The 20,867-nt window shown below is 72.9% G+C and carries 22 protein-coding genes; 2 read left to right on the top strand and 20 right to left on the bottom strand.

The window, feature by feature from the left end; genetic code table 11:
* Positions 1–128: 128 nt before the first annotated feature.
* From F8271_RS19735 to F8271_RS19680, 12 genes are all read right to left on the bottom strand, one after another.
* Entirely contained in the window at positions 129–1,487 is a 1,359-nt protein-coding gene (locus F8271_RS19735; RefSeq protein ID WP_192580368.1) for a hypothetical protein, read from the bottom strand.
* On the bottom strand, positions 1,484–2,452 hold the full coding sequence (locus F8271_RS19730) for an alpha-ketoacid dehydrogenase subunit beta (protein ID WP_151491238.1): 969 nt from the start codon (positions 2,450–2,452) through the stop codon (positions 1,484–1,486). The genes F8271_RS19735 and F8271_RS19730 overlap by 4 nt, the downstream gene beginning before the upstream one ends.
* Before the next feature lies 1 nt (position 2,453).
* Positions 2,454–3,425, bottom strand: a complete 972-nt coding sequence (locus F8271_RS19725; protein ID WP_151491237.1) for a thiamine pyrophosphate-dependent dehydrogenase E1 component subunit alpha — start codon at positions 3,423–3,425, stop codon at positions 2,454–2,456.
* The gene (locus F8271_RS19720) at positions 3,422–4,213 is read right to left on the bottom strand and encodes a DUF3050 domain-containing protein (protein WP_151491236.1); all 792 of its coding nucleotides are present in this window, start codon (positions 4,211–4,213) and stop codon (positions 3,422–3,424) included. Before F8271_RS19720 ends, F8271_RS19725 begins: the two co-directional genes overlap by 4 nt.
* A gap of 2 nt (positions 4,214–4,215) precedes the next feature.
* A complete protein-coding gene (locus tag F8271_RS19715) occupies positions 4,216–5,145 on the bottom strand; it encodes a phytanoyl-CoA dioxygenase family protein (protein ID WP_151491235.1) in 930 nt (309 codons plus the stop codon).
* Positions 5,142–6,233, bottom strand: a complete 1,092-nt coding sequence (hppD, locus tag F8271_RS19710; RefSeq protein WP_151491234.1) for a 4-hydroxyphenylpyruvate dioxygenase — start codon at positions 6,231–6,233, stop codon at positions 5,142–5,144. Before hppD ends, F8271_RS19715 begins: the two co-directional genes overlap by 4 nt.
* A gap of 71 nt (positions 6,234–6,304) precedes the next feature.
* On the bottom strand, positions 6,305–7,543 hold the full coding sequence (locus F8271_RS19705) for a beta-ketoacyl synthase (RefSeq protein ID WP_151491233.1): 1,239 nt from the start codon (positions 7,541–7,543) through the stop codon (positions 6,305–6,307).
* A gap of 74 nt (positions 7,544–7,617) precedes the next feature.
* Complete coding sequence (locus F8271_RS19700) at positions 7,618–9,234, bottom strand: class I adenylate-forming enzyme family protein (RefSeq protein WP_151491232.1); 1,617 nt, start codon at positions 9,232–9,234, stop codon at positions 7,618–7,620.
* Positions 9,231–9,737 carry a beta-ketoacyl synthase chain length factor gene (locus tag F8271_RS19695; RefSeq protein ID WP_151491231.1) on the bottom strand — a complete coding sequence of 169 codons (507 nt, stop codon included), beginning with the start codon at positions 9,735–9,737 and terminating at the stop codon, positions 9,231–9,233. Before F8271_RS19695 ends, F8271_RS19700 begins: the two co-directional genes overlap by 4 nt.
* A 98-nt stretch (positions 9,738–9,835) precedes the next feature.
* Positions 9,836–10,915 (bottom strand): beta-ketoacyl synthase, encoded by a 1,080-nt coding sequence (locus F8271_RS19690; protein WP_151491230.1) that lies wholly within the window; start codon positions 10,913–10,915, stop codon positions 9,836–9,838.
* A complete protein-coding gene (locus F8271_RS19685) occupies positions 10,908–11,153 on the bottom strand; it encodes an acyl carrier protein (protein ID WP_151491229.1) in 246 nt (81 codons plus the stop codon). The genes F8271_RS19690 and F8271_RS19685 overlap by 8 nt, the downstream gene beginning before the upstream one ends.
* Positions 11,153–11,419 carry an acyl carrier protein gene (locus F8271_RS19680; protein ID WP_151491228.1) on the bottom strand — a complete coding sequence of 89 codons (267 nt, stop codon included), beginning with the start codon at positions 11,417–11,419 and terminating at the stop codon, positions 11,153–11,155. The genes F8271_RS19685 and F8271_RS19680 overlap by 1 nt, the downstream gene beginning before the upstream one ends.
* Positions 11,420–11,449: 30 nt before the next feature.
* On the opposite strand from F8271_RS19680, the gene F8271_RS19675 reads away from it, so the two are divergent.
* On the top strand, positions 11,450–12,145 hold the full coding sequence (locus F8271_RS19675; protein ID WP_151491241.1) for a 4'-phosphopantetheinyl transferase superfamily protein: 696 nt from the start codon (positions 11,450–11,452) through the stop codon (positions 12,143–12,145).
* On the opposite strand, the gene F8271_RS19670 is transcribed toward F8271_RS19675, so the two are convergent.
* Positions 12,040–13,428 (bottom strand): class I adenylate-forming enzyme family protein, encoded by a 1,389-nt coding sequence (locus F8271_RS19670; RefSeq protein ID WP_151491227.1) that lies wholly within the window; start codon positions 13,426–13,428, stop codon positions 12,040–12,042. The genes F8271_RS19675 and F8271_RS19670 overlap by 106 nt on opposite strands.
* Before the next feature lie 257 nt (positions 13,429–13,685).
* Positions 13,686–14,834 carry a helix-turn-helix domain-containing protein gene (locus tag F8271_RS19665; RefSeq protein ID WP_225854636.1) on the bottom strand — a complete coding sequence of 383 codons (1,149 nt, stop codon included), beginning with the start codon at positions 14,832–14,834 and terminating at the stop codon, positions 13,686–13,688.
* Between the two features lie 367 nt (positions 14,835–15,201).
* On the opposite strand from F8271_RS19665, the gene F8271_RS19660 reads away from it, so the two are divergent.
* Positions 15,202–16,536, top strand: a complete 1,335-nt coding sequence (locus F8271_RS19660) for a hypothetical protein (RefSeq protein ID WP_225854635.1) — start codon at positions 15,202–15,204, stop codon at positions 16,534–16,536.
* A gap of 102 nt (positions 16,537–16,638) precedes the next feature.
* Here the strand turns inward: F8271_RS19660 and F8271_RS33870 are convergent, their stop codons facing one another.
* The 6 genes from F8271_RS33870 to F8271_RS19630 form a co-directional block, all read right to left on the bottom strand.
* The gene (locus tag F8271_RS33870) at positions 16,639–16,764 is read right to left on the bottom strand and encodes a hypothetical protein (RefSeq protein ID WP_255473711.1); all 126 of its coding nucleotides are present in this window, start codon (positions 16,762–16,764) and stop codon (positions 16,639–16,641) included.
* A 78-nt stretch (positions 16,765–16,842) separates the two neighbouring features.
* A complete protein-coding gene (locus F8271_RS19650) occupies positions 16,843–17,160 on the bottom strand; it encodes an antibiotic biosynthesis monooxygenase (protein ID WP_151491226.1) in 318 nt (105 codons plus the stop codon).
* Positions 17,160–18,404: a beta-ketoacyl synthase N-terminal-like domain-containing protein gene (locus F8271_RS19645; protein ID WP_151491225.1), complete on the bottom strand. Its 1,245-nt coding sequence runs from the start codon at positions 18,402–18,404 to the stop codon at positions 17,160–17,162. Before F8271_RS19645 ends, F8271_RS19650 begins: the two co-directional genes overlap by 1 nt.
* A complete protein-coding gene (locus F8271_RS19640) occupies positions 18,401–19,672 on the bottom strand; it encodes a beta-ketoacyl synthase (RefSeq protein WP_151491224.1) in 1,272 nt (423 codons plus the stop codon). The genes F8271_RS19645 and F8271_RS19640 overlap by 4 nt, the downstream gene beginning before the upstream one ends.
* Complete coding sequence (locus F8271_RS19635; RefSeq protein ID WP_151491223.1) at positions 19,669–20,073, bottom strand: cupin domain-containing protein; 405 nt, start codon at positions 20,071–20,073, stop codon at positions 19,669–19,671. Before F8271_RS19635 ends, F8271_RS19640 begins: the two co-directional genes overlap by 4 nt.
* Complete coding sequence (locus F8271_RS19630) at positions 20,066–20,821, bottom strand: SRPBCC family protein (RefSeq protein ID WP_151491222.1); 756 nt, start codon at positions 20,819–20,821, stop codon at positions 20,066–20,068. Before F8271_RS19630 ends, F8271_RS19635 begins: the two co-directional genes overlap by 8 nt.
* Positions 20,822–20,867 lie beyond the last annotated feature (46 nt).

Here is a 20,867-nt window from a genome sequence, read left to right as displayed (position 1 = left end):
CACGCCGACCCTGTTGATCATGAGCTTGACGGGGCCGAACACGGTGTGGCGGGCCGGCAACCTCATGATCAACCGCGGGGGGCGTCCGGGGCCGGCCCAGGGTCGGCGCGGGGTCGGCGCGGGTCCGGTCAGTCGCGCAGGAGGATTCCGGTCAGGAGGACTCCGTGGGCCAGGTTGAGGACGCCGTCGCAGCCGGGGTAGCCGACCCTCGCCAGGCCGCCGGAGGCCGTCCGGCCGAACAGGTACGGTGCCAGGGAGTACGGGACCTCCGCCGTCACCGTCTCACCGGTCTCGATCTGCACGAAATCCATCGGCACGCGGTCGGTCGGCAGGTACTCCTGCAGGATCGCGCCACCCTCGTCGACGGCGGCGCGGACGCCGTCGGCCCAGTCCGCCGGGCTCAGCTCCGGGCCGAGCAGCACGCCGTGACCGGCGGAGCCGTCGGCCGGCTTCGCCACCAGCTCGGCCTGCCCGGCGATGGCCCGGTCGAGCACCGCGGCGGTCAACGGCACCGTGTACGGCACGTGGCGGCGGATCAGCGCCTGGTCGTCGGCGGCCAGCCCGTCCACGTCCTCCCACAGCCAGGCGAAGGTGGTCTTGTTGCCGAGCAGCCACGCCGCCGCCGACACGAACATCGGCAGTGTGCCGGCCGCGAGAGCCCCGGCCACCGCGTCCAGGCCGGCGGTCGGGGTGACCCGGTTGGGCACGAACAGCCGGAACAGCGCGTCGACGGGCGCGCCGTCGACGACGAGGCGGTCGTCGTCGTCCAGGGTCGCGGTGGACACCGGGGCGATGATCAGGTCGATGCCGAAGTCCCGGGCCCGTACGGCGAGGGGGTCGAGGATCCGGATGAACGTCTGCGGGTCGTCCAGGCCCGGATAGTCCGCGTCGAAGTCCATCAACAGGGCCACCCGGGCGCCGTCGGGCAGCCGCAACTCCTCGCGGATCGCCGCGAAACGCTGGTCCAGCAGTGACGGGGCGGCCCGCACCGGCAGGTCGTCGAGGATGTCCCTCTCCCGGTAGAGGCGCGCGAACCGCTGGATGACGGTGTCGGCGTCGAACCCGCCGCCGAGGCTGCTGTCGATGTTGTACTCGACGAACTTCGGCACCCCGGCCGAGAAGATCACATCGGGCCGATACGCGGCCAGCAGCGCCTCGGTGAGCGGCTCCGACTCGTCCAGCAGGCGGGTCTCCCCCGCCGGTACGCCGAGCAGGTGGCGCAGCTCACCGGCGGTGCCCGCCCGACGCCGGCAGGCGTCGAGGACGAGCTGGGCGAGCCGGTCGCAGACCTCGTTGAGCTCCCGCCAGGCGTCCGCGTCGAGGACCGGGGGGCGGGCCAGCCGCCACTGCTTGTTGTAGGTGGCCCGGCCGTGGAAGACCTGCTCCCAGGCCGCTGCCCCGCTGTCCACCATGGCCCGTCGGGCCGGCTCGGGCAGGTCGGCCCAGGCCCGGTCGGGGGCCGGCCACGCGTAGTTCGGGTCGATCATGAGCCGTCCTTCATGGTGAGGTGGATGGCGGTGGCGAGCTGGTCCCGGCCGGGTTGCACCGCCCGGTCCAGTGCCGGGGCGAACGGCAGCACCGCCCCGTCCGGTCGGGTGACCCGTCGTGGTGGGGCGAGCAGCCGGACCCGCTCCACCACCGAGGCGATGATCTCGGCGGCGATCCCGCAGGACCGGTTGCCGTCGTCGAGCACCACGAGGCGTCCGGTGCGGGCCACCGACTCGGTGAGACCGTCGATGTCGAACGGGTACAGGGTGCGCGGGTCGAAGACCTCCACCGAGACCTGGTCGGCCAGTTCCTCGGCGACCGCGAGCGCGTCGTGCACCAGGTGCCCGACCGCGACCACGGTCACGTCGTCGCCGAAACGGTGGATGCGGCCCCGACCCAGCGGCACCGGCACCAGGTCGTCCACGTCGTCGCGGACGTCCATGGCGGCGGCCGGGGCGAACACCACCACCGGGTCGTCGTGCCGGATCGCGGTGACCAGCAGCCCGTACGCGTCGGCCGGGGTGGCCGGCACGACGGTGACCACGCCGACGTGGGCGAAGAGGCTGTACGGGTGGTCGGAGTGCTGCCCGGCCCACCCGGTGCGCGATCCGGAATCGGGCACCAGGTAGGTGACCGGCACGGCGCACTGCCCTCCGGTCATCAGCGGGAACTTGTGGGCGTGGTTGACGATCTGCTCGAAGACCAGGAACAGCAGCGACGGGATCTGGAACTCGATCACCGGCCGCAGCCCGGCCAGCGCCGCCCCGGTGGCGAAGCTGGTGAACGCCTGCTCCGACAGCGGGGTGTCGCGGACCCGGTCGGCGCCGAACCGCCTGGCCAGCCCGGTGGTCACCATCGACGCCCCGACCTGGATGTCCTCGCCGAGCAGGAACACCGCGTCGTCGCGGGCCAACTCGTCCGCGAGGGCCCGGGTCAGTGCGCGGCGGTACGACAGTCGGGGCACCTCAACCACCTCCGGTGCGGCCGGTCAGGCCGCTGGCGTACAGGTACGCGAGGGCGTCGGCCGGGTCGGGTCGCGGGCTGTCCAGGGCGAACCGCACCGCCGCGTCGAGGGTCGCCTCGACCTCGGCGTCCACGGCGGCACGGTCGGCGTCGGGAAGGCGTTCACCCTGGATGCGTACCGGATCCCGGGCTCGGCCCCGGGTCACCTCGTCGGGTGGGCGGTAGTCGAGGCGTACCGCGTGTTCGAAGGTGTGGTGGGCGTCGAAGCGGTAGGTGCGGGCCTCGATCAGCTCGGGGCCGCCGCCGGCGCGCATCCGGTCGACGGCGGCGGCCGCGGCGGCGCGTACCGTCTCGGGGTCCTGGCCGTCGACTCGGGCGGCCGGGATGCCGAACGCGGCGGCCCGGCCCGCGATGCTGCCGGCCACCGCGCCGGCGATCGGCATGGTGGTCGCGTAGCCGTTGTTCTCGCAGACGAACAGCACCGGCACCCGCCAGAGCGCGGCCAGGTTGAACGCCTCCAGCAGCATCCCCTCGTTGACCGCGCCGTCGCCGAAGAAGCTCACCCCGACGGTGTCGCGGCCCTGCCGTCGCCGGCCCCAGACCGCGCCGGTGATGATCGCCCCGGAGGCGCCGACGATCGCGTTGGCGCCGAGCACGCCGAGGCTGAAGTCGGCGGCGTGCATCGAGCCGCCCCGGCCGGCGTTGAGGCCGGTGACCCGTCCGCATAGCTCGGCGAGCATCCGGGCCGGGTCCGCGCCCCGGGCCAGCACGTGCCCGTGCCCGCGGTGGGTGCCGGCGACCACGTCGTCGGCACCCAGGGCGGCGCAGACGCCAGCGGCGATCCCCTCCTGACCGAGGTACGGGTGGATGCCGCCGACGATCTGCCCGCCGTGGACCAGCTCCACCGCACGTTCCTCGAACCGGCGGATCAGCCGGACCGTGCGGTAGAGCCGGACCGGATCGGCGTCGGTCACGCCGGACCCTTGATGGCGGCCAGGATGTCGTCCCAGAGCCGGGCACGGGCGGCGAGGGCGGTGTTGACCGTGTCGGCGCACTCCTGCCACTTGGTGTCGTCGTCGCCGCACAGGTCGGCGAGCATCTGCATGGCCATCGGGGTGTGCTGTTCGCCGTCGACCTCGATGTGCCGCTCCAGGTAGTCGACGAACGTGTGCAGCCGGTTGCTGCGCTCGTTGACGGCGACGACCTGGGTGAACATGTCCGGGATGAGGTCCTCGCGGCCGAACGCGAAGGCCGCCGCCTGGCAGTGCACCGGGGTGGATTCGATGATCCGCCAGGTGGTGGCGGCGAACGCGGCCGACGCTTCCGGCACCCCGGCCTCGGCGAGCGCGTCGGTGACCGGTCGGCCGGCGCGCAACAGGTCGATGAGGGCGTCCACGGCGGTGGTGTCCGCGCCGGCCTCGGCCATGCCCTGCACGTACAGCTCGAAGTGGCTGATGTAGCCCTCGCCCAACTCGTCGCTCTCCTCCACCATCACGATGTCGTTGATGAGGCGGCGGCTGCCGGTCGGGCCGGTCGGGATCCACGGCACGGTGACGCAGGTGAGCTGTCGTTGCAGCGACTTCAGCAGGGACATGAAGTCCCACACCGCGAAGACGTGGTGCTGCATGAAGGTGACCAGCGCCTCGTGGGTGTCCAGGTTGGCGTAGAGGGGGTGCTTGACCACGACGTCGCGCCGGTCGGTCACCGCCCGCTCCAGCCGCTCGATCCCCGGGTGCGTCTTACCCCAGTCGTACCGTGACATGTTCAGCCTCCCTGCTGGGCGCGGTCGCGCCAGATGACCGGGCAGTAGTCGGGGTCCGCGTAGTCGGGCCGCCCGTCGTGGGTGCGGCGGACCAGCACGTCGTGGTTGTACGAGGCGAGGGTGCCGTCGGAGAGCGGGTACGCCCGCCAGGTGTTGTCGCCGTCCTGCAGGTGCAGCGAGATCGCCTGCCGGGGGCGTCCGCTGACATTGGGACCGCTGCCGTGGTAGATGCGGCAGTGGTGGAAACTCATGTGCCCCTTGGGAATCACCATGGGGATCTTGCGGATCTCCGCGCCGTTGTACGCGGCGTTCTCGGCCAGCATCTCCTCCAGCTGGCCGCGGTCCCGGTCGGCGAAGTGCCGCACCACGGTGTCGTCGGCGCCGATCTCCCGCCACCGGTGCGAGCCGTCGACCATGGTGATCGTGCCCATCTCCTCCCCGCAGTCGTGGAAGGGGATGAACGCGGTGAGCATCGTGTCCGACGACGAGGACGCCCAGTAGTGCTTGTCGAAGTGCCAGGGCACGATGTTGCTCGGCTCGCCGGAGATCGGCGGCTTGTAGATCAGCGTGGACTGGAAGACGCGAATCTCGTCGGCCTGGGCGAGCCGGGCGGCGACCGCGCCGATCAGCGGCTTGCGCAGGATCGCGCCGAGCCCGTCGTGCTCGTGGTGGACGTAGTCGTTGTGCCGCTGCACCGACCCCTTGGACGGCTCCCAGTAGGCGAGCTTCGGCGGCCGGACCGGCAGCCGACGGTCCCGTTCGCCGTCGTAGTAGCGCTGGGTGGCCGCGGCGAGGGCGTCCACCTCGTCGTCGGTGAACAGCTTCCCCGACAGGTACCAGCCGTGCTCGGCGTAGTGCCGCACATCGTCGTCGGACGGGAGCAGCGCCTGCTCCTCGGCGGTCAGCGTCGGTTCGTACCCGGTCGCGGTCATGCCCCCACCCCCTGTGGTGTGGCCGCCACCGCGGCCAGCTCCCGCTCCTTGGCCTCGTAGAGCGCCTTGATGTTGCCGCTGCCGAAGCCCCGTGCGCCGCGCCGCTCGATCAGCTCCAGAAAGAGCGTGCGGCGCACGTGCATCGACTCGGCGAAGATCTGCAACAGCTGACCGTCGTGGTCGGAGTCGACCAGGACGCCCAGCTCGCGCAGCCGGTCCAGGGGCGCGTCCACCGGGCCGACCCGTGCCTCCAGGGCGTCGTAGTAGCTGCCGGGGGTGCCGGCGAACCGCACCCCACGCCGGCCCAACTCCTCCACGGCGGCGACGATGTCGTCGGTCCGCAGCCCCAGGTGCTGCACCCCACCGCCGGCGTGCTGGTCGAGGAACGCGTCGATCTGGCCCGGACGGCGGGCCCGATCCGGTTCCAGCAGCACCACGGTGACCCGCCCGGACGGGCTCTGCACCACCTTGGAGTTCATCCCCTGCCCGTCGACCTCGATGTACTCCTCGAAGATCTGCGTGAAGTCGAACAGCCGCTCGAAGTGCCGGACCGTCTCGTCGAGCTGCCCCGGTTGCACGCAGACCGCCAGGTGGTCGACCTCGGCGAGCACCGGCGGATGACGGTACATCGTGGCCGGTCCGGGTGTGATCGCGCCGGGCAGGAAGTCGCCCCCCTCGCCGCTGCGCTGCACCAGGCGGTGCCGCACGTCGGCGAAGCCGTCCACCTCGGCGGTCACCACCTCGGCGTCCGCGCCGGTGCGGGTGGTCGGCGGCGTCACCCCGGTCGCACCCCGGGCCAGCAGCTCGGCGTACGCGGCCGCGACGTCGTCGACCTCGACGGCGACCACCGCGATGCCGTCGCCGTGCCGCTGCACGTACCGCGCCGCCGGATGCTCGGCGCTCAAACCGGAGGTGAGCACCAGCCGGATGTCACCGTGGCAGAGCAGCAGCGAACGCTGCCCCTCCAGCCCGGTCTCCGGGCCACCCTGCCCGCACACCTGGAAGCCGACGGCGGTGCTGAAATAGAAGGCCGCCTGCCGGGCGTCCCCCACGTAGAGTTCGATGTGGTCGATACCACGGATGTCCATGTCCCCTGAAACCCTTCCCACGGTTCCCCCCGTGTTGCCGTCCGGGCGCCCCGCCCGGGATGCCGCGTCGATCACCCCCTCGGCTCGGCGACCCGCGCGAGCAGCAGGCTCACGTTCTGGCCGCCGAACCCGAACGAGTTGGTCACCGCGTACTCCGGGTCGGCCTTGCGGGGCGCGCCACGGATGTGGTCCGCCGGGCAGGCCGGGTCCGGGTCGTCGAGGTGGTACGTCGGTGGCAGCAGCCCCCGACCGAGCGCCAGCGCGGTGGCCGCCGCCTCCAGCACCCCGGAGGCGCCGAGCAGGTGGCCGGTGAGCGCCTTGGTGGAGCTGACCGGCACGCCACCGGCACCGAAGACGTCGGCGAGGGCCGTAGTCTCCGCGATGTCGCCGAGCTTCGTACCGGTGCCGTGCGCGTTGACGTAGCCGACCGCCGCGGCGGGCACGCCCGCGCTGCGTAGCGCGCGCCGGATGCACGCCGCCGCGCCGGCGCCGTCCGGGCGCGGCGCCGTCGGGTGGTACGCGTCGGTGGTCGCCCCGAACCCGGCCACCTCGGCGTACCCGGTGACGCCACGCGCCTCGGCGTGCTCGGCGCGTTCGAGGACCAGCAACGCGGCACCCTCGGCCAGCACGAACCCGCTGCGCGAGGTGTCGAACGGCCGGCTCGCGCGAGCCGGATCGGCGCCGGCGCGGGCCAGCGCCCGCGCGTTGCCGAACGTGTCGGCGAAGGTCGGGAACAGCGGCGCCTCGCTGGCCCCGCAGAGCACCACGTCGGCCTCCCCGGTGGCGATCAGCCGCACCGCGTCGGCGACCGCCTGCGCACCGGACGCGCAGGCGGTGCCGACCGACGAGCTGTAGCCCCGGATGCCGTGCGCGATGGCGATCCGCGCCGCCGGCATGTTCGGCAGGATGCCGGTGAGCAGGTACGGGCTGACCGCCGCGCGCCCCCGGGCCGCGCGGGCCAGCACCTGCGCCTCCAGGGTGGCCATCCCGCCGACCCCACCGACGATCACCCCGATCCGCTCGGGGTCGACGTCGCGGCCCACCTCGATGCCCGCGTCGGCGAGCGCGTCGGCGGCGGCGAGCAACGCGAGCACCACGATCCGGTCCAGCACCCGGGTCTCCGGCCCGGACGCGACGGTGCGCGGGTCGATGTCGGGCAGCAGGCCGGCGACCTCCAACGAGTCCCGTGCCGGATGCCCCTCGGGCGGGCGGGTCAGCCCGGACCGGCCGGTGGTCAGCGCGTCGAAGGTCTCCTCGACGCCCCGACCGGCCGGCGTGAACAGACCCATCCCGGTGATCAGGGCGGTCACGACGACGCTCCGGTTCGCCCGCTCACCACGACGCTCCGGTTCGCCCGCTCACCACGACGCTCCGGTTCGCCCGCTCACGACGACGCCTCGGTGAGGTAGCGCTCGCGCAGGGCGACCTTGCGGACCTTACCGGTCACGGTGACCGGGATGTCGGCGGAGCGTACCGGCACCACCCGACGCAGCGTCGCGCCGACGTCCGGGCCGAGCGCGGCACGGACCCGTTCGGTGCGGTCCTCGCCCTCGTCGGCGCCGGCGGTCAGCTCCAGCAACACGTCGGTGACCACCCGGCCGGCCTCGGCGACGATCACCACCGTGCAGTCGGTGACGTCCGGGCAGGCCGCGAGGATCCGCTCCTCGGACAGCGCCGTGTAGTACCGCCGCCCGTCGCCGGCGTCGACCGAGTCCACCGCCCGGTCCAGGTGGTAGTAGCGGCCGTCGGCGTCGGCGCGGACCAGATCGCCGGTGAGATACCAGCCGCGCTGACGGAACCGGTAGGTGGTGGCCAAGTCGTTCCAGTAGCCGCGGAACAACGACGGCGAGTCGATGCCCAGGAAACCCACCTCGCCGACCGGCACCGGCTCACCGTCGGCGTCGAGCACCGCGACCCGGGTGAACTCGTACGGCCGGCCGATGCAGCGGCCGTACCGGTCGGTGTCGGCGCGGTGGGTGATGTGGAACATCGAGTGCCCCATCTCGCTGGAACCCAGCCCGTCGATGAAGACCGAACCGGGCACCCGCACCACCCCGTCGCGGGTGACGGTGTCCCGGGAGCCGACCGCGACCAGGCGACGGATGTGCGGTTCGTGCGAGGCGTCGCCGGTGTTGAACCACAGCCGCACCGAGTCCAGGTCGTACCCGGACAGGTCGAAGCGGGCCAGCTCGGCCCAGGTGACCGAGAAGCCGAACACCCCGTCCGGGCGCCACCGCTGGATCGCGTCGAGCACCCGCTCGCCGCCCTGCTCGGACAGCAGGTACATCTGCGCCCGGTTGCCCAGCGCCTGGTTGACCATCAGCACGGTGGCGGTGTGCGGGGCGGGCAGCGCGTTGAGGATGCGGCTGGTGCCCTGCGCCTGCGGCATGGTGAGCAGGTGCCGGGTGGCGGCGAAGAGACTGGCGTGCGAGTGCAGCACCGCCTTGGGCACGCCGGTGGTCCCGGAGGTGTGGGTGATGACGATCGGGTCGTCGGGGTGGTGCCGGTAGTGCGCCGGCGCGGCGGCCGGGTCGCCCGCGCCGGCCTGGGCCGGGGTGCCGAGCAGCGGTACGCCGAGGTCGTGCCCGGCCAGCAGCGCGGTGTGCGCGTCGTCGGCGAGCACACCCACGCCCCGCAGCCGGCGGATGTACTCGGCGGCGATCTCCGGGCGCAGCCTGCCGTTCATCAGCGCCGGGATCGCGCCGAGCCGGGCCAGCGCCAGGAAGCTGAGCACCATGTCGGCGGCGGCGGTGGCCCACACGGCGACCGGGTCGCGCGGGCGTACCCCGCGTTCGTGCAGCCAGGCAGCACGGGCGGCGACCCGCTCGTCGAGCCCGCCCAGCGTGAGCGGCGCCTCGGCCGGGTGCCCGTCGACGGCGGTGTCGAAGGTCAACCCGGGTCCGTCCGGGTCGGCGCCGTGCGCCAGCACCCGGGCCAGCATGTTGCCCGCCCCCAGCTCGGTGTCGGCGGCCAACGCGCCGCGCAGTCCCCTTGTCCTCATGGTTGTGCTCCTCCACCCAGCAGCACCGCGACCGCCTCGGTGGGCGTGTCGGGCGCCTGTTCGATCAGGATCAGCAACACCTCGTCGGCGTCGCCGTCGTACCGCAGCAGGTCCGCCTCGGCGACGCCGTCGGCGTACGGGTCGCCGGTCGGGCTCAGGCAGACCACCGGACCGCGCAGCCCCCAGCGGGCCGCGATGTGCCCGGCGACGCTGTTGGGCACGGACTGGAAGAAGAACAGCGGCCCGACCCGCCCACCGGACTCGACGGTCTCCCGCACGTGCTCGGCGCTGACGAGATCGCCGCTGGCACTGACCAGCACGACCCCGGTCCGGGTCTGCGACGGCACCGGCCCCGTCCCGTACCGCCGCCGCAGACACCGCTCCGCGACAGCCACCACGACCGGAGCGAACCCCGAGAGAACGAACCCGGGAACCCCCGACACGTCCCCGTCCCCACCCTCCGGCCACCTAGCTCGAGCAAGCTCCTCCGCTCCCTCGCGCACTCCCTCCCGCGCCGATCTTGCGGTTTCTGCCGATGGTTCACGTGTTTCGCCGGATTCGTCGGGACAGAAAGTGCAAGATCGCGGGCTGTCGGTGGCGGTCACGGGGTGCCGACCAGCAAGGCCGTGTTGGCGCCGCCGAAGGCGGCGTTCAGCGTCAGGGCGTGCGTCGCCGTCGCGCGTCGCGGGTGTTCGAGGATGACGTTGAGGGGGCACGCCTCGTCGGGGCCCGCCCAGCCGGCGTTGACCGGCAGCTCCCCGTGTCGCAGCGCCAGGGCCGTGACCACCAGTTCGAGCAGCCCGGACGCCTCCAACGCGTGCCCGTGCAGCGCCTTCGTGGAGCTGATCGGCACCTGCCCGGCGTACCCGTCGAGGGCCTGCCGCAACGCCGCCGCCTCGGCGGCGTCGCTCTGCGCGGTGCCGGTGGCGTTGGCGTTGACGTACCCGACGGCTTGCGGTGGCAGACCGGCCCGGCGCAACGCCGCGCCGATCGCGCGGGCCAGCCCGGCGCCGGTCGGGTCCGGTTGGCACGGGTGGAACGCGTCCCCGGCGCGCCCCCAGCCCGCCACGGTCGCCACCGGCTCGACGCCGCGCCGAGTCTCCGCGCGGGATTCGAGGACCACGGCGGCCACCCCGTCGCCGAGCAGCAGACCACGGCGGCGGGTGCTGAACGGGCGGACCACCCCGTCGTCGGCGAGCGCCCTCCCGGCGTCGAAGAGCGCGAACTGGTCCGGCTCCACCAGGTAGCCGGCGGCCACCACCACCCGGTCGACGTCACCCCTGGTGATCAGGGTGGCGGCGTCGGCGACCGCCGTGCTCGCCGACACGCAGGCGCTGGTGTAGACCCGGATACGACCACTCAGTCCACACCGGACGGCCAGCTGGTCGGCGAGCGCCGAGGCGGCGGGGCCGCCGTGCACCGCGAGCAGCAGCGCGCACCCGGTCCGCCGGGCGGCATCCAGGCCGGCCACCCGGCAGGCCGCGTCGATCGCGGCGGCCAGCTCGTCGGCGAGCGTACCGGCGTCGGGCAGCGTGGCCGCCACGGTGACCCGGCGGGCGGTCGTGTCGAAGCGGCGGACCGGTCCGAAGGCCGGCGTGCCGGCCAGCTGCGCCTGCGCGCCACGGCCGAGGGCGCTGACCGCGTGTACGCCGGTGAGCTGGACGACGCGCGGCTCAGCCATCAGCGGGAGCGGTCAACGACGCCCGGAACACCGCCAGGGCGTCGTCGACGGTACGGATGCCGGCCAGGTCGTCGTCGGTGAGGTCGAGGCGCCGCTCGTAGCGCTGCTCGACGAGGTGTACCAGCCAGGCGAGTTCCATCGAGCCGATCCGGTCGGGCACCTCGGCGGCCGGTTTCGCGGTGAGTTCGGCGAGCATCGTCAGCAGGTCAGCTCGCCCCAGATCGGGCTGACCGGTCATCAGGCGTGGTCGCTCGTCGCCTCGGCGACGCGGCCGGCGACCATGGTGGTGAACTCACCGACCGTCATCAGCGCCAGCTTCTCCGACTCGTCGTCGGCGAAGGTCACGCCGTAGCGGTCCTCGACGCGGACGGACAGGTCGGCCAGGGCGAGCGACTCCAGGTCGACGCCGGACGGGCCGAGTGTGGTGTCGTCGTCGATCCCCTCGACGTCGTAGTTCATGTCGGCGAGCTGCTCGACGACGAAGGCACGGACCTCGGCTCTCATGGTTACCCTCTCTGGGTGGTCCAGCTGACGGTGCCCGGTCGGGACGCCGTGTACGTGTGGGTCGGCCGGGACGCCGGCGGTCCGCCGGATCCGGCCGTCTCGCTGCTGCGGCGGGCGGGCAGCGCGCTGCTCGGTCGCGCCGGGAACGAGCTGGTGCTGACGCACGACGCCGGTGGGAGGCCGGTCGTCCGGGTCGACGAGCGGGTGAACCTGCCGGTCAGCGTCAGCCGCTGCCCCGGAATCGTGGTGGTCGCCGTCCGCCTCGCCGGCCCGGTCGGGGTGGACGTGGAGCGGATCCGCCCGGTGCCCGCTCTCGCGCTGGCCGGCCGCTGGTTTGCCGCGGCCGAGCTGACCTGGCTGGCCGGGCGGCCCGAGGCCGAACGAGGGGTTGACTTCCTGCGGCTGTGGACGGCGAAGGAGGCGGTCGGCAAGGCGCTCGGGCTCGGGTTGCGAGACGGCGGGCTGCGCCGGCTGATGCCCCCGCCCGGGCTGCCGCTGCGGCCCGTGCCGGGCGACGAGACACTGTGGGTCGGGCATCCGGAGCTGGGTGGGGATCTCGTCGCAGCGGTCGCGGTGCGCGCGGGGACGCAGGTCGACGTCGAGGTGGTGCAGGGGGCCGGTCACGGCGTGGCCGCCGACCGCAGCGCGTCGGTCGAGCGGACCAGCTTGCCGGTGGTGGTGCGGGGCAACTGGTCGAGCAGCCGCAGCACGCGGGGCCGTTTGTAGCCGGCCAACCGTTCGGCGAGAAGCTTGTCCAGAACCTCCTCGGACAGCGGGCCGTCGGGTTGCACGTACGCGGTGATGCCGTCGTCCCAGACCACCACCGCGGCGGCCACCCCGGGCAGCTCGGCGACGGTGCTCTCCACCTCGGTCAGGTCGACCTTCAGGCCGCCGACGGACACCTGCGAGTCGAGTCGGCCGCGCACGGTGACCAGGCCGGTGACCTCATCGACCGTGCCGGCGTCGCGGGTGTGCAACCAGCCGTCCGCCCAGCGCGTCGGGTCGCTCGACCCCACGTACGGCGACGCCGGGCAGGAGACCCACAACTCACCACCGGACTCGCGGACCTCGATGCCGGGGGCCGGAGCGATCGACGGTCGGTGCGATCCGTGCAGGTCGGTGCCGATCACCCCGACCTCGGTCATCCCGTACATGTTGCCCAGCGGCACCCCGTACCGGTCGGTGAAGGCGTTGGTCACCGCGGCCGGCACCAGCTCGCCGCCGGTGGTCATCCGCCGAAGCTGGGGCAGCGGGCCGGCAGGCCGGGTGGAGGCGAGCAGTCCGATGTGGAACGGTACGCCCAGCACGGTGGCCGGCGTCGGTTCGGCGTCGATCGCGGCCAGCACGGCGTCCCCGCTGAGCCGCTGCGGCGGCACCAGCTCGACGCTGGCGTGCAGGCCGTAGAGCAGCCCGCCGACCAGGCCGAGTACGTGCACCATCGACGGCAGCAGGATGATCCGCTCGCCGGGCAGCGCCACCCCGTCGATGCGGGTGTAGCGGCGCACCTCGGCGACCAGGTCGGCGGCGGTGCGACCGATCACCTTGGACGGTCCGGTGGAGCCGGAGCTGAGCTGGATCACGGCGTGGCGGCTGACCGCCGGGCGGTCGGCGTACCGGGTGATGCTCTCGGTGACGTCGACGAAGACCTTCAACGCGCCGGCGCCGGTCCGCAACGGCGCGACCACCACCTGCGGGGTGAGCCGGACCAGCGCCCGGTCCACCTCGTGGTCGGTGAGCCGGTGGTCGAGCAGGATCGCCTGCGCGCCGGTGCGCCAGGTGGCCAGCAGGTTCACCACGTACGCCAGGGAGGGCGGCAACCGCAGCGCGGCGGCGCCGCCGGGGCGCAGTCCGGCAGCGGCGAGCCGGTCCTGCGCGGCGGTGACGAGCCGGTGCAGGGCGGCCCGGTCGATGGGTTCGGGTAGGCGCAGACAAATGTCGGTCGGGCGGCCGGCGAACAGGACTTCGTCCACCCATCCGGGGTGGACCACCGGAGGATCTTCTGCCGCCATCGCCCGTTCACCGCCCAGCCTGAAAGAGGGCAAATATGCCCAATGTGTACGCCTGTCGGGGTGCTGCGGGGAACCATACGACGCCCACAGGACCATTGCCAGATGCAAATGGCTGGATCAGAAGAGGCGGCCAGCCGGATTGCCGACGGCCCGTTCGGCGGGCAGGATCGGGCGGGTGACTTGGCGCAGCGTCACCGAGGCATGACGCCTCGTACAACCGTCGTGCGGCCCCAGCCGGACGGCCGATGGCGTCGCGGTCACCGGGTGAGGCCGACGAGGGCGGCCAGTCGCGCCACGCTGGCGGCCGCGTGGCCGCTGTGGGCGATCTCGGCGATGAGGGTACGGGCGGCAGGCCGGTAGCGGACCTCGGCGGGCGCGATGGTGTCCGCCTCGGCCAGAGCACGCCCGGCGGCGGTGAGGTCGCCGGCCTGACGGTAGGCGCGGGCGGCGTCGATGAGATGGGCGGCCCGATGTTCGGCGGGTAGCCGACGCCAGTCGTCGCGGCGGACGGCCTCCTCGTGCAGGCACACGGCCTGGGCGGCGTCGCCGACGTACAGGGCGCTGACAAAGCGGCCCAGTCGCACGGTGGCAGGGCCGAACGCGGTGTGGTGGGAGTCATCGGTGCCCGCACGCCGGTCGGCCAGCGCGGCGGCGTGGTCGATCAGGTCGCCGGCGCGGCGGCCGTCGCCGCAGCCGGCGGCGGCCATGGCGGCCTGGAGCAGCAGCGTTCCACGTACCCCGTCGTCTGCGGCGGTGCCCGCGGCGGCGACGGCCGCGGTGAGGGCGAGGCGGTCGCGGCCCAGAGCGCGCAGCGCCTGCGCCACAGCGATCGTGGCGGCGCCGGTGCGGATGGGGTCACCGGTGGCGGCGGCGACGGCCCGGTCCGCCGCCAGCCAGGCGAGGTCCGCCTCACCGAGCTTGACGAGCACCGAAGCGGTGATCCGGTACGCGGGCGCCAGCAGACTCGCCGTGGCGTGGGCGGCGTCGAGCAGGGCGGGCAGCGCTCGCAGCAGGTGGGCATAGTGGGCGTGCTGGTAGGTGAGCCAGGCGTGCGTGACATGCCGCCCCACCTCGTCGGCGGGCACGGCGCGGGCGGGTCGTTGGTGATAGTGGGCCAGGGCGGCGCGGACCGCGTCGACGCCGTCCAGGGTGGTCGCCGCCGACGACGGTGGTGGTGGTCTGCGGGGGTCGAGCAGTTCGGCCGGGTCGAGGCGCAGCACCCGGGCGATCTCCTGGACGACGGAGTAGCGGTCCAGATTGCGCACGCCGCGCTCGACCTTGTCGACCCAGCTCTTCGACTTGCCGAGCCGGTCGGCGAGCATCTGCTGGGTCATCCGGCGACGCACCCGCCAACGGGCCACCCGCCGCCCGACCGGCTCGTCCCGCTCCCGACCGGGCCGGGTCACCGACCCTGCCCCTGCGGCAGCGCCTGGGTGGCCCGCCCACAGTGGGGACACCACCTCGATTTCACCCGGAACGCCAACAACCCGAGCAGAAACCCGGGCACCAGCCCACCACACACCAACGCCACCACTTCGGAAGCCACGAGCACCTTCACCCCTCAAGCTCGCCATCGTGTCGACCTGCTCGTCTTGACGTGTCCAGTGGACTTCGCGCAGGAGGCCGCGAGGGCAGGTGCGCTCGGTGCCTATGAGTGCCCACGTGTGCCGCAGCCACCCGATGTCCGACCGAATCGCTACTGTTCGTGTGGCGGTCGCTACATACGAAGGAGGCGGGAGGGTGGCACCCAGCGGAGAGGCGTTGACGCGGTTGTTGGCCGAGGCGGGCTGGCAGCCGGAGCAATTCGCTCGACGCCTCAACGAGTGCGCCGAGCGGCACGGGCGGGCAGAGCGGCTGCACCTCAAGACGCCGTACAAGTGGAAAAAGGGCGACGTTCCGAGAGCGCCATGGCCGTCGTTGACCTCGGCGCTGCTGTCCGAACAGTTACAGCGGACGGTTGGTCTCGACGAGCTGGGTTGGCCGAGCGACGGTTTCGAGGCCGTTGCCGCTTCGGCCGGTCTTGACCTCCCTTGGTCCGCGAGCGGGGCCTTGCGGGCGGGCGAGGTGGTGAACGAACCTGAAGGGATGACGCACCGACGGATGTTCCTCACTCTGCTCGGTTCCGCACTGACATCACCGGCGCATGAGTGGCTGATCGCCCAACCACCGCAGAACATCGCATCGACTACCGGCCGGCCCGTGTCCGGCGACGTCGTGGACCACCTGGACGCGGTGACCGCCAGCCTGCGACGAATGGACGACCACCTCGGCAGCGGCCAGACCCTGGGCCTGGTCCGGAAGCACCTCAGCACGGTGGTCGAGGTGCTGCGCGAACGCAGCTACACCGACACCGTCGGTCGACGGCTGCACGGCACCGCCGGTGAACTGCTGCGCCTCGCCGGTTGGCTCTCCTTCGACGGCGGCTACCACACGCAGGCGCAACGGTTCTGGATCGCCGGCCTCTATCAGGCCAACGCGGCTGGTGATCGCGGCCTCGGCGCGAACATCCTCGGCTTCATGTCCTGCCAGGCCAAAGATCTCGGTCAGCTCCGTCAGGCCGTGACCCTCGCGGAGACCGCGCGAGCCAGCTACCCGGCAACGAGTCCCATGGTGGGGACGATCCTCGACCTGCGGGCCGCCGAGGCGTATGCCAACAACCGGTTGGTAAGCGACACCCGGCGGGCGCTCGACACCGCGTTCGACAGGTTCAGCGACAGCCGACCGGAGCACGGCGACCCCGACTGGTCCTACTGGATCAACGAGGCGCAGGCGCACGCGCAGGCCGGCTACTGCTTCGTCAAGCTCGAAGACTGGCCGCGCGCTCGTGATCACCTGCGGGCAGCCCTGCGGCTACAGAGCGACGAGTACACCCGCGAGGGAGCACTACGAAACGCGTTGCTCGCAACCACGTACGTCCGGCAGGAGCATCCCGAACTGGACAAGGCGCTCGCCCTCGGCGACCAAGCCGTGCAGACCCTGACCGGGCAGGTCACGTCCACGAGGTGCATCAAGCATGTCCGCAACCTGGTTGGCGCGCTGACGCCCTATCGGCGCACCCCCACTGTTCGCCGGTTCTGTCAGGACGCTCGGGACCTTATAGCCTCCTGAGCGGTGCGGGACGAGTTCGGGGCGTTGAGCGGTTCGCGCTAGGTCGGCTTGATGCTGGCGAGTTGGACGCGCAACTGAACCAGCCGGTACGCCTCGGCGAAGTCAACGGCGCGGAACCCCGACCGTCCGGCCGCCGCCGACGCGGGCCACGCCCGGCACCAGGACTGCGAGGTCGACCATGGACGGGCCGTGCAGGTCGACCTCGACGTCCAACGGCAGTATCCTCATGACTCTCAGACCCTACGCGCGTGCGGAAGGATGTCGACCGCGCGTGAGCAGATCGTGCTCATAGCCGGGTGGCCCGCGTCAGGCCAGCACCGGGGTCTGGGCGTGGATGTGGAAGCGCAGCGAACGGGCGTCGGTGAAGCACTCCCGCATCGGACGCACCAGGTCCCGGTGCTCGGCAGTGCGCTCCCAGTTCTCGAAATCGGCCAGGCTCGCCCACTCACTGGTGATCAGCCACTGCTCCGGGTCGGTCGACGAGCGACACACCTGGTCCACCAGGTGCCCCGGCACACCGTCGGCGACCAGGTGGCGCACCTGCTCGTACGCGGCGAGGAACTGCTCGGTGCGCGGCACCGGCACCCGCACCAGGAACACCACCCGAGCCCGCTGTTCGGTCATCACGTCTCCCCCCTCATCGGCGCGGCCCCGCGCAGGACCAGCGCGCTGTTGAAACCGTCGAAGCCCCGCGCGCAGACCAGCGCGAGCCGGCTGCGTGGCCGTCGGTGCTCGCGCAGGAAGTCCAGCTCGCACCCGCCGGCCACCTCGTCCGGGGCGGCGGACGCGGGCAGCGTGTCGTGCGCGAAGGCGAGCAGGGCGGTGGCGACGTCCAACGCCGACCCGCCCTGGTGCGCCCGCCCGGTCAACGGCTTCTGCGTCGTCACCGGAGGCTGCCGGTCGGCGAACACGGCACGCAGCGCCTCGGCCTCGCTGCGGTCGTAGCGGGGCACGCCGAGCGCGTCGGGCAACACCACGTCGATCCCGGCCGCCGCGACGCCGGCCCGGTCCAGGGCCAGCCGCATCGCCCGCGCGTACTGCCCCACGTCGCCCGCGCTGTCCGCCGTGGTGTGCGCAGCGTCGTGGGTGGAGCCCCACCCGCTCACCTCACCGTAGATCCGCGCGCCCCGCGACAGCGCGTGCCCCAACTCCTCCACCACGAACACCGCGCCCCCCTCGGCCGGCAGGTAGCCGCTGGCCGAGGTGTCGAACGGCCGGTACGCCCGCTGCGGGTCGTCGACGTCGCTGAGCAGCCCGGAGCGCAACTGGCAGGCCAGCGCGTACGGGCTCAACGGGCACTCGGTGGCCCCGGCGATCACCACCGGCGTGCCCCGGCGTACCGCCCGGGCGGCGTGCGCCAGGCTGTCCAACCCGCCGGCGGTCTCCGCGACCAGCACCCCGCTCGGCCCCTTGAACTGGTGGTGGATGGAGAGCTGCCCGACGCTGGCGGCGTAGAACCAGGCGATCGACTGGTACGCCCCGACGGTGCGCGACGAGCCGCCCCACAGCCGTTGCAGCTCCCGCTGACCGAACAGGTTGCCGCCCGACGAGCTGGCCAGGGTCACCGCGTACCCGTACGGGTCGGGGGCCCGGTCAGGCAGACCGGCGTCGGCCAACGCGAGCCGGGTGGCGGCGAACCCGAGGTGCGTCCACCGGTCGGTCTGCACGAGTTGCCGACTGTCGGCGTACGAGTCGGCGGTGAAGTCCGGCACCTGCCCGCCGTGGCGGGTCGGGTAGCCGGCCGGGTCGAACAGGGTGATCGGACCGGTGCGGCGGGTACCGGCCAGCACGGTGCGCCAGTGCTCGTCGGCGCCGACGCCGCTGGGGGCGACCACGCCGATGCCGGTCACCACCGCCCGGGCGGTCACGCCAGCGACCCGGCCAGCCGGCGGAACACCATCGCCGACTGGAAACCGCCGAACCCGCTGCCCACCGACAACGCCACGTCCACCGGGACCTCCCGCGCCTCGTTCGGCACGTAGTCCAGGTCGCACTCCGGGTCCCGGGTGCTCCAGTTGGCCGTCGGCGGCACCAGCCCGAACTCGATGGCCAGGGCGCAGGCGGCCATCTCGATCGACCCGATCGCGCCGAGCGAGTGCCCCACCATCGACTTGATCGAGCTGATCGGCACCCGGTACGCGGACTGGCCCAGCGCCCGCTTGAACGCGGCCGTCTCGTGCCGGTCGTTCTGCCTCGTGCCCGAGCCGTGCGCGCTGATGTAGGAGACCTGCTCGGGTGCGATCCGGCCCTGTCGCAGCGCGTCGGTGACGGCGAGGCCCATCTCCAGCCCGTCCGGGCGCAGCCCGGTCATGTGGTAGCCGTTGCTGCGGCTGGCGTAGCCGGCGACCTCGCAGTAGATGTGCGCGCCGCGCCGCCGGGCGCGCCCGGCCTCCTCCAGCACCAGCACGGCCGCGCCCTCGGCCAGCACGAACCCGTGCCGGTCGGCGTCGAAGGGGCGGGAGGCGTGCGCCGGATCGTCGTTGTCCGGGCTGGTCGCCCTGATCGCGTCGAACGAGGCGACGGTGACCGGTGAGATGGGCGAGTCGGCCGCGCCGGCCAGCACCACGTCCGCCTCACCGTCCACGATCAACTGGTGGGCGTAGCCGATGGCGTCGATGCCCGAGGTGCAGCCGGTGGAGACGACCTGCGCGGGGCCGTGCAGCCCGTGCCGGCACGCCACGTCCGCGGCCAGGCTGCTGGGCACCAGTGCCTGATACAGGTACGGTCCGCCGCGCGACGCGTCGACCAGCCACCGCTGGCCGTGGTCGCTGACGGTGACGTACTCCTGTTCCAGGGCCATCGTGCCGCCCACGGCCGTGCCGAGCACCACCCCGGCCCGGTCCCGCTCGGCGTCGGTGAGCACCAGCTGCGCGTCGGCGACCGCCTCCGCGGAGCAGGCCAGCGCGAACTGCACGTACCGGTCGGCGCGGTGCCGCTCCGCATCGGTGAGTCCGGCGGCGACCGGGTCGAAGTCACACTCGGCGGCGATCTGGGAGCGGAACGGCGACGGGTCGAAGAAGCTGATCCGCCGGGTGGCCGTACGCCCCTCGGTGATGGTCTTCCAGAAGCGGTCCCGGCTGGCGCCGCCGGGGGCGACCACCCCGACGCCGGTCACCACCGTACGGCGCCCGGTCATGATCCGCCCCGCTGTTCGGCCAGTTCGGTGTCGACGTGCCCCAGCTCCGGGCGGGGTGCCAGCGGACCCAGGTGGAAGACCACCTCGGCCGGCTCGACGCCGGTGTTGCGCAGCCGGTGTCGCACGTTGACCGGTACGAACAGCGCCTCGCCGGCGGCCAGCAGGGTCGGCTGGTCGTCCAGGTCGACGGTGATCGCGCCGCGGGACACGTACAGGAACTCCTCGCTGTACGGGTGGTAGTGCTCGGCGATGCGCTCCCCCGGGGCGAGCGTCGCCACCCCGAGGAAACCGGAGGTGCTGCCGACGGTGCGGGGGCCGAGCAGCACCCGCAGCTCACCACCGCGCCGACGGTCGGCGGGTACGTCCTGCGCGGCGATCGGCCTGGTGCTCACGTCACTCATCGCCGGCCTCCGTCGACTCGTCGCCGGCCGTCGGGCCGTCCTGCTCGGCGCGCTCCCGGGCGATCCGCTCCACCCGGTCCTTGATCACCGCGAGTTGGATGACGCTGTTGGTGTTGATCCGTTCGGTCATGGCGGCGTTGTCCACCGGCGCGGTCGGCTTCATCGCGAAGTCCTGGGTCCACGTCATGCGGGTGCCGCCGGAGTCCTCCGTGTAGCGCCAGTGGATCCGCATGTACTCGAACGGCCCGGTCTCCACGCGGTGCGCCCGCACCTGGCGGCTCACCGGGTCGACGGTGCGTTCGCTGACCCAGCTCCACGCCACCCCGTTCTCGTCGGGGTACATGGTCAGCCGGAACCGCACGGTGTGGCCGTCGCGGTGCAGGATCTCCACCACCGCGTACTCGGTGAACAGCTCGGTCCAGTTCGCCACGTCGTTGGTGACCTCCCACACCAGCGGCAGCGGCGCGTCGATGAACACGCCGTTCTCGGTGTGCCCGGGCGGGTCGGCGCGGCGGGCGACCAGGTCGGCGACCGCCGGGATGCTCAGCTGCCCGGCCTGCTCGGGGATCGCCACCTGCCACCGGTCGGCGACGACCGCGGACAACTCCAGCAGGGCCAGCGAGTCCATGCCCAGTTCCTCCAGCGACGCGGCGGGCGCCCGCGCCGCGACGTCGGCGTCGAGTCCGCAGTGCGCCACCAGGATGTCGGTGATCTCGGCGGTCAGCGGTCGACCATGGGTGACGGTCATCGGTTCCTCCGGTTGGGTACGTCGGGCTCCGCGGCGGGCGCGGGGC

This window comes from Micromonospora sp. ALFpr18c (genome assembly GCF_008868155.1).
Taxonomy (GTDB): Bacteria; Actinomycetota; Actinomycetes; order Mycobacteriales; family Micromonosporaceae; genus Micromonospora.
The sequence above is the reverse complement of the archived record's forward strand: the minus strand, read 5'-3'. Positions and strand labels throughout refer to the sequence as shown.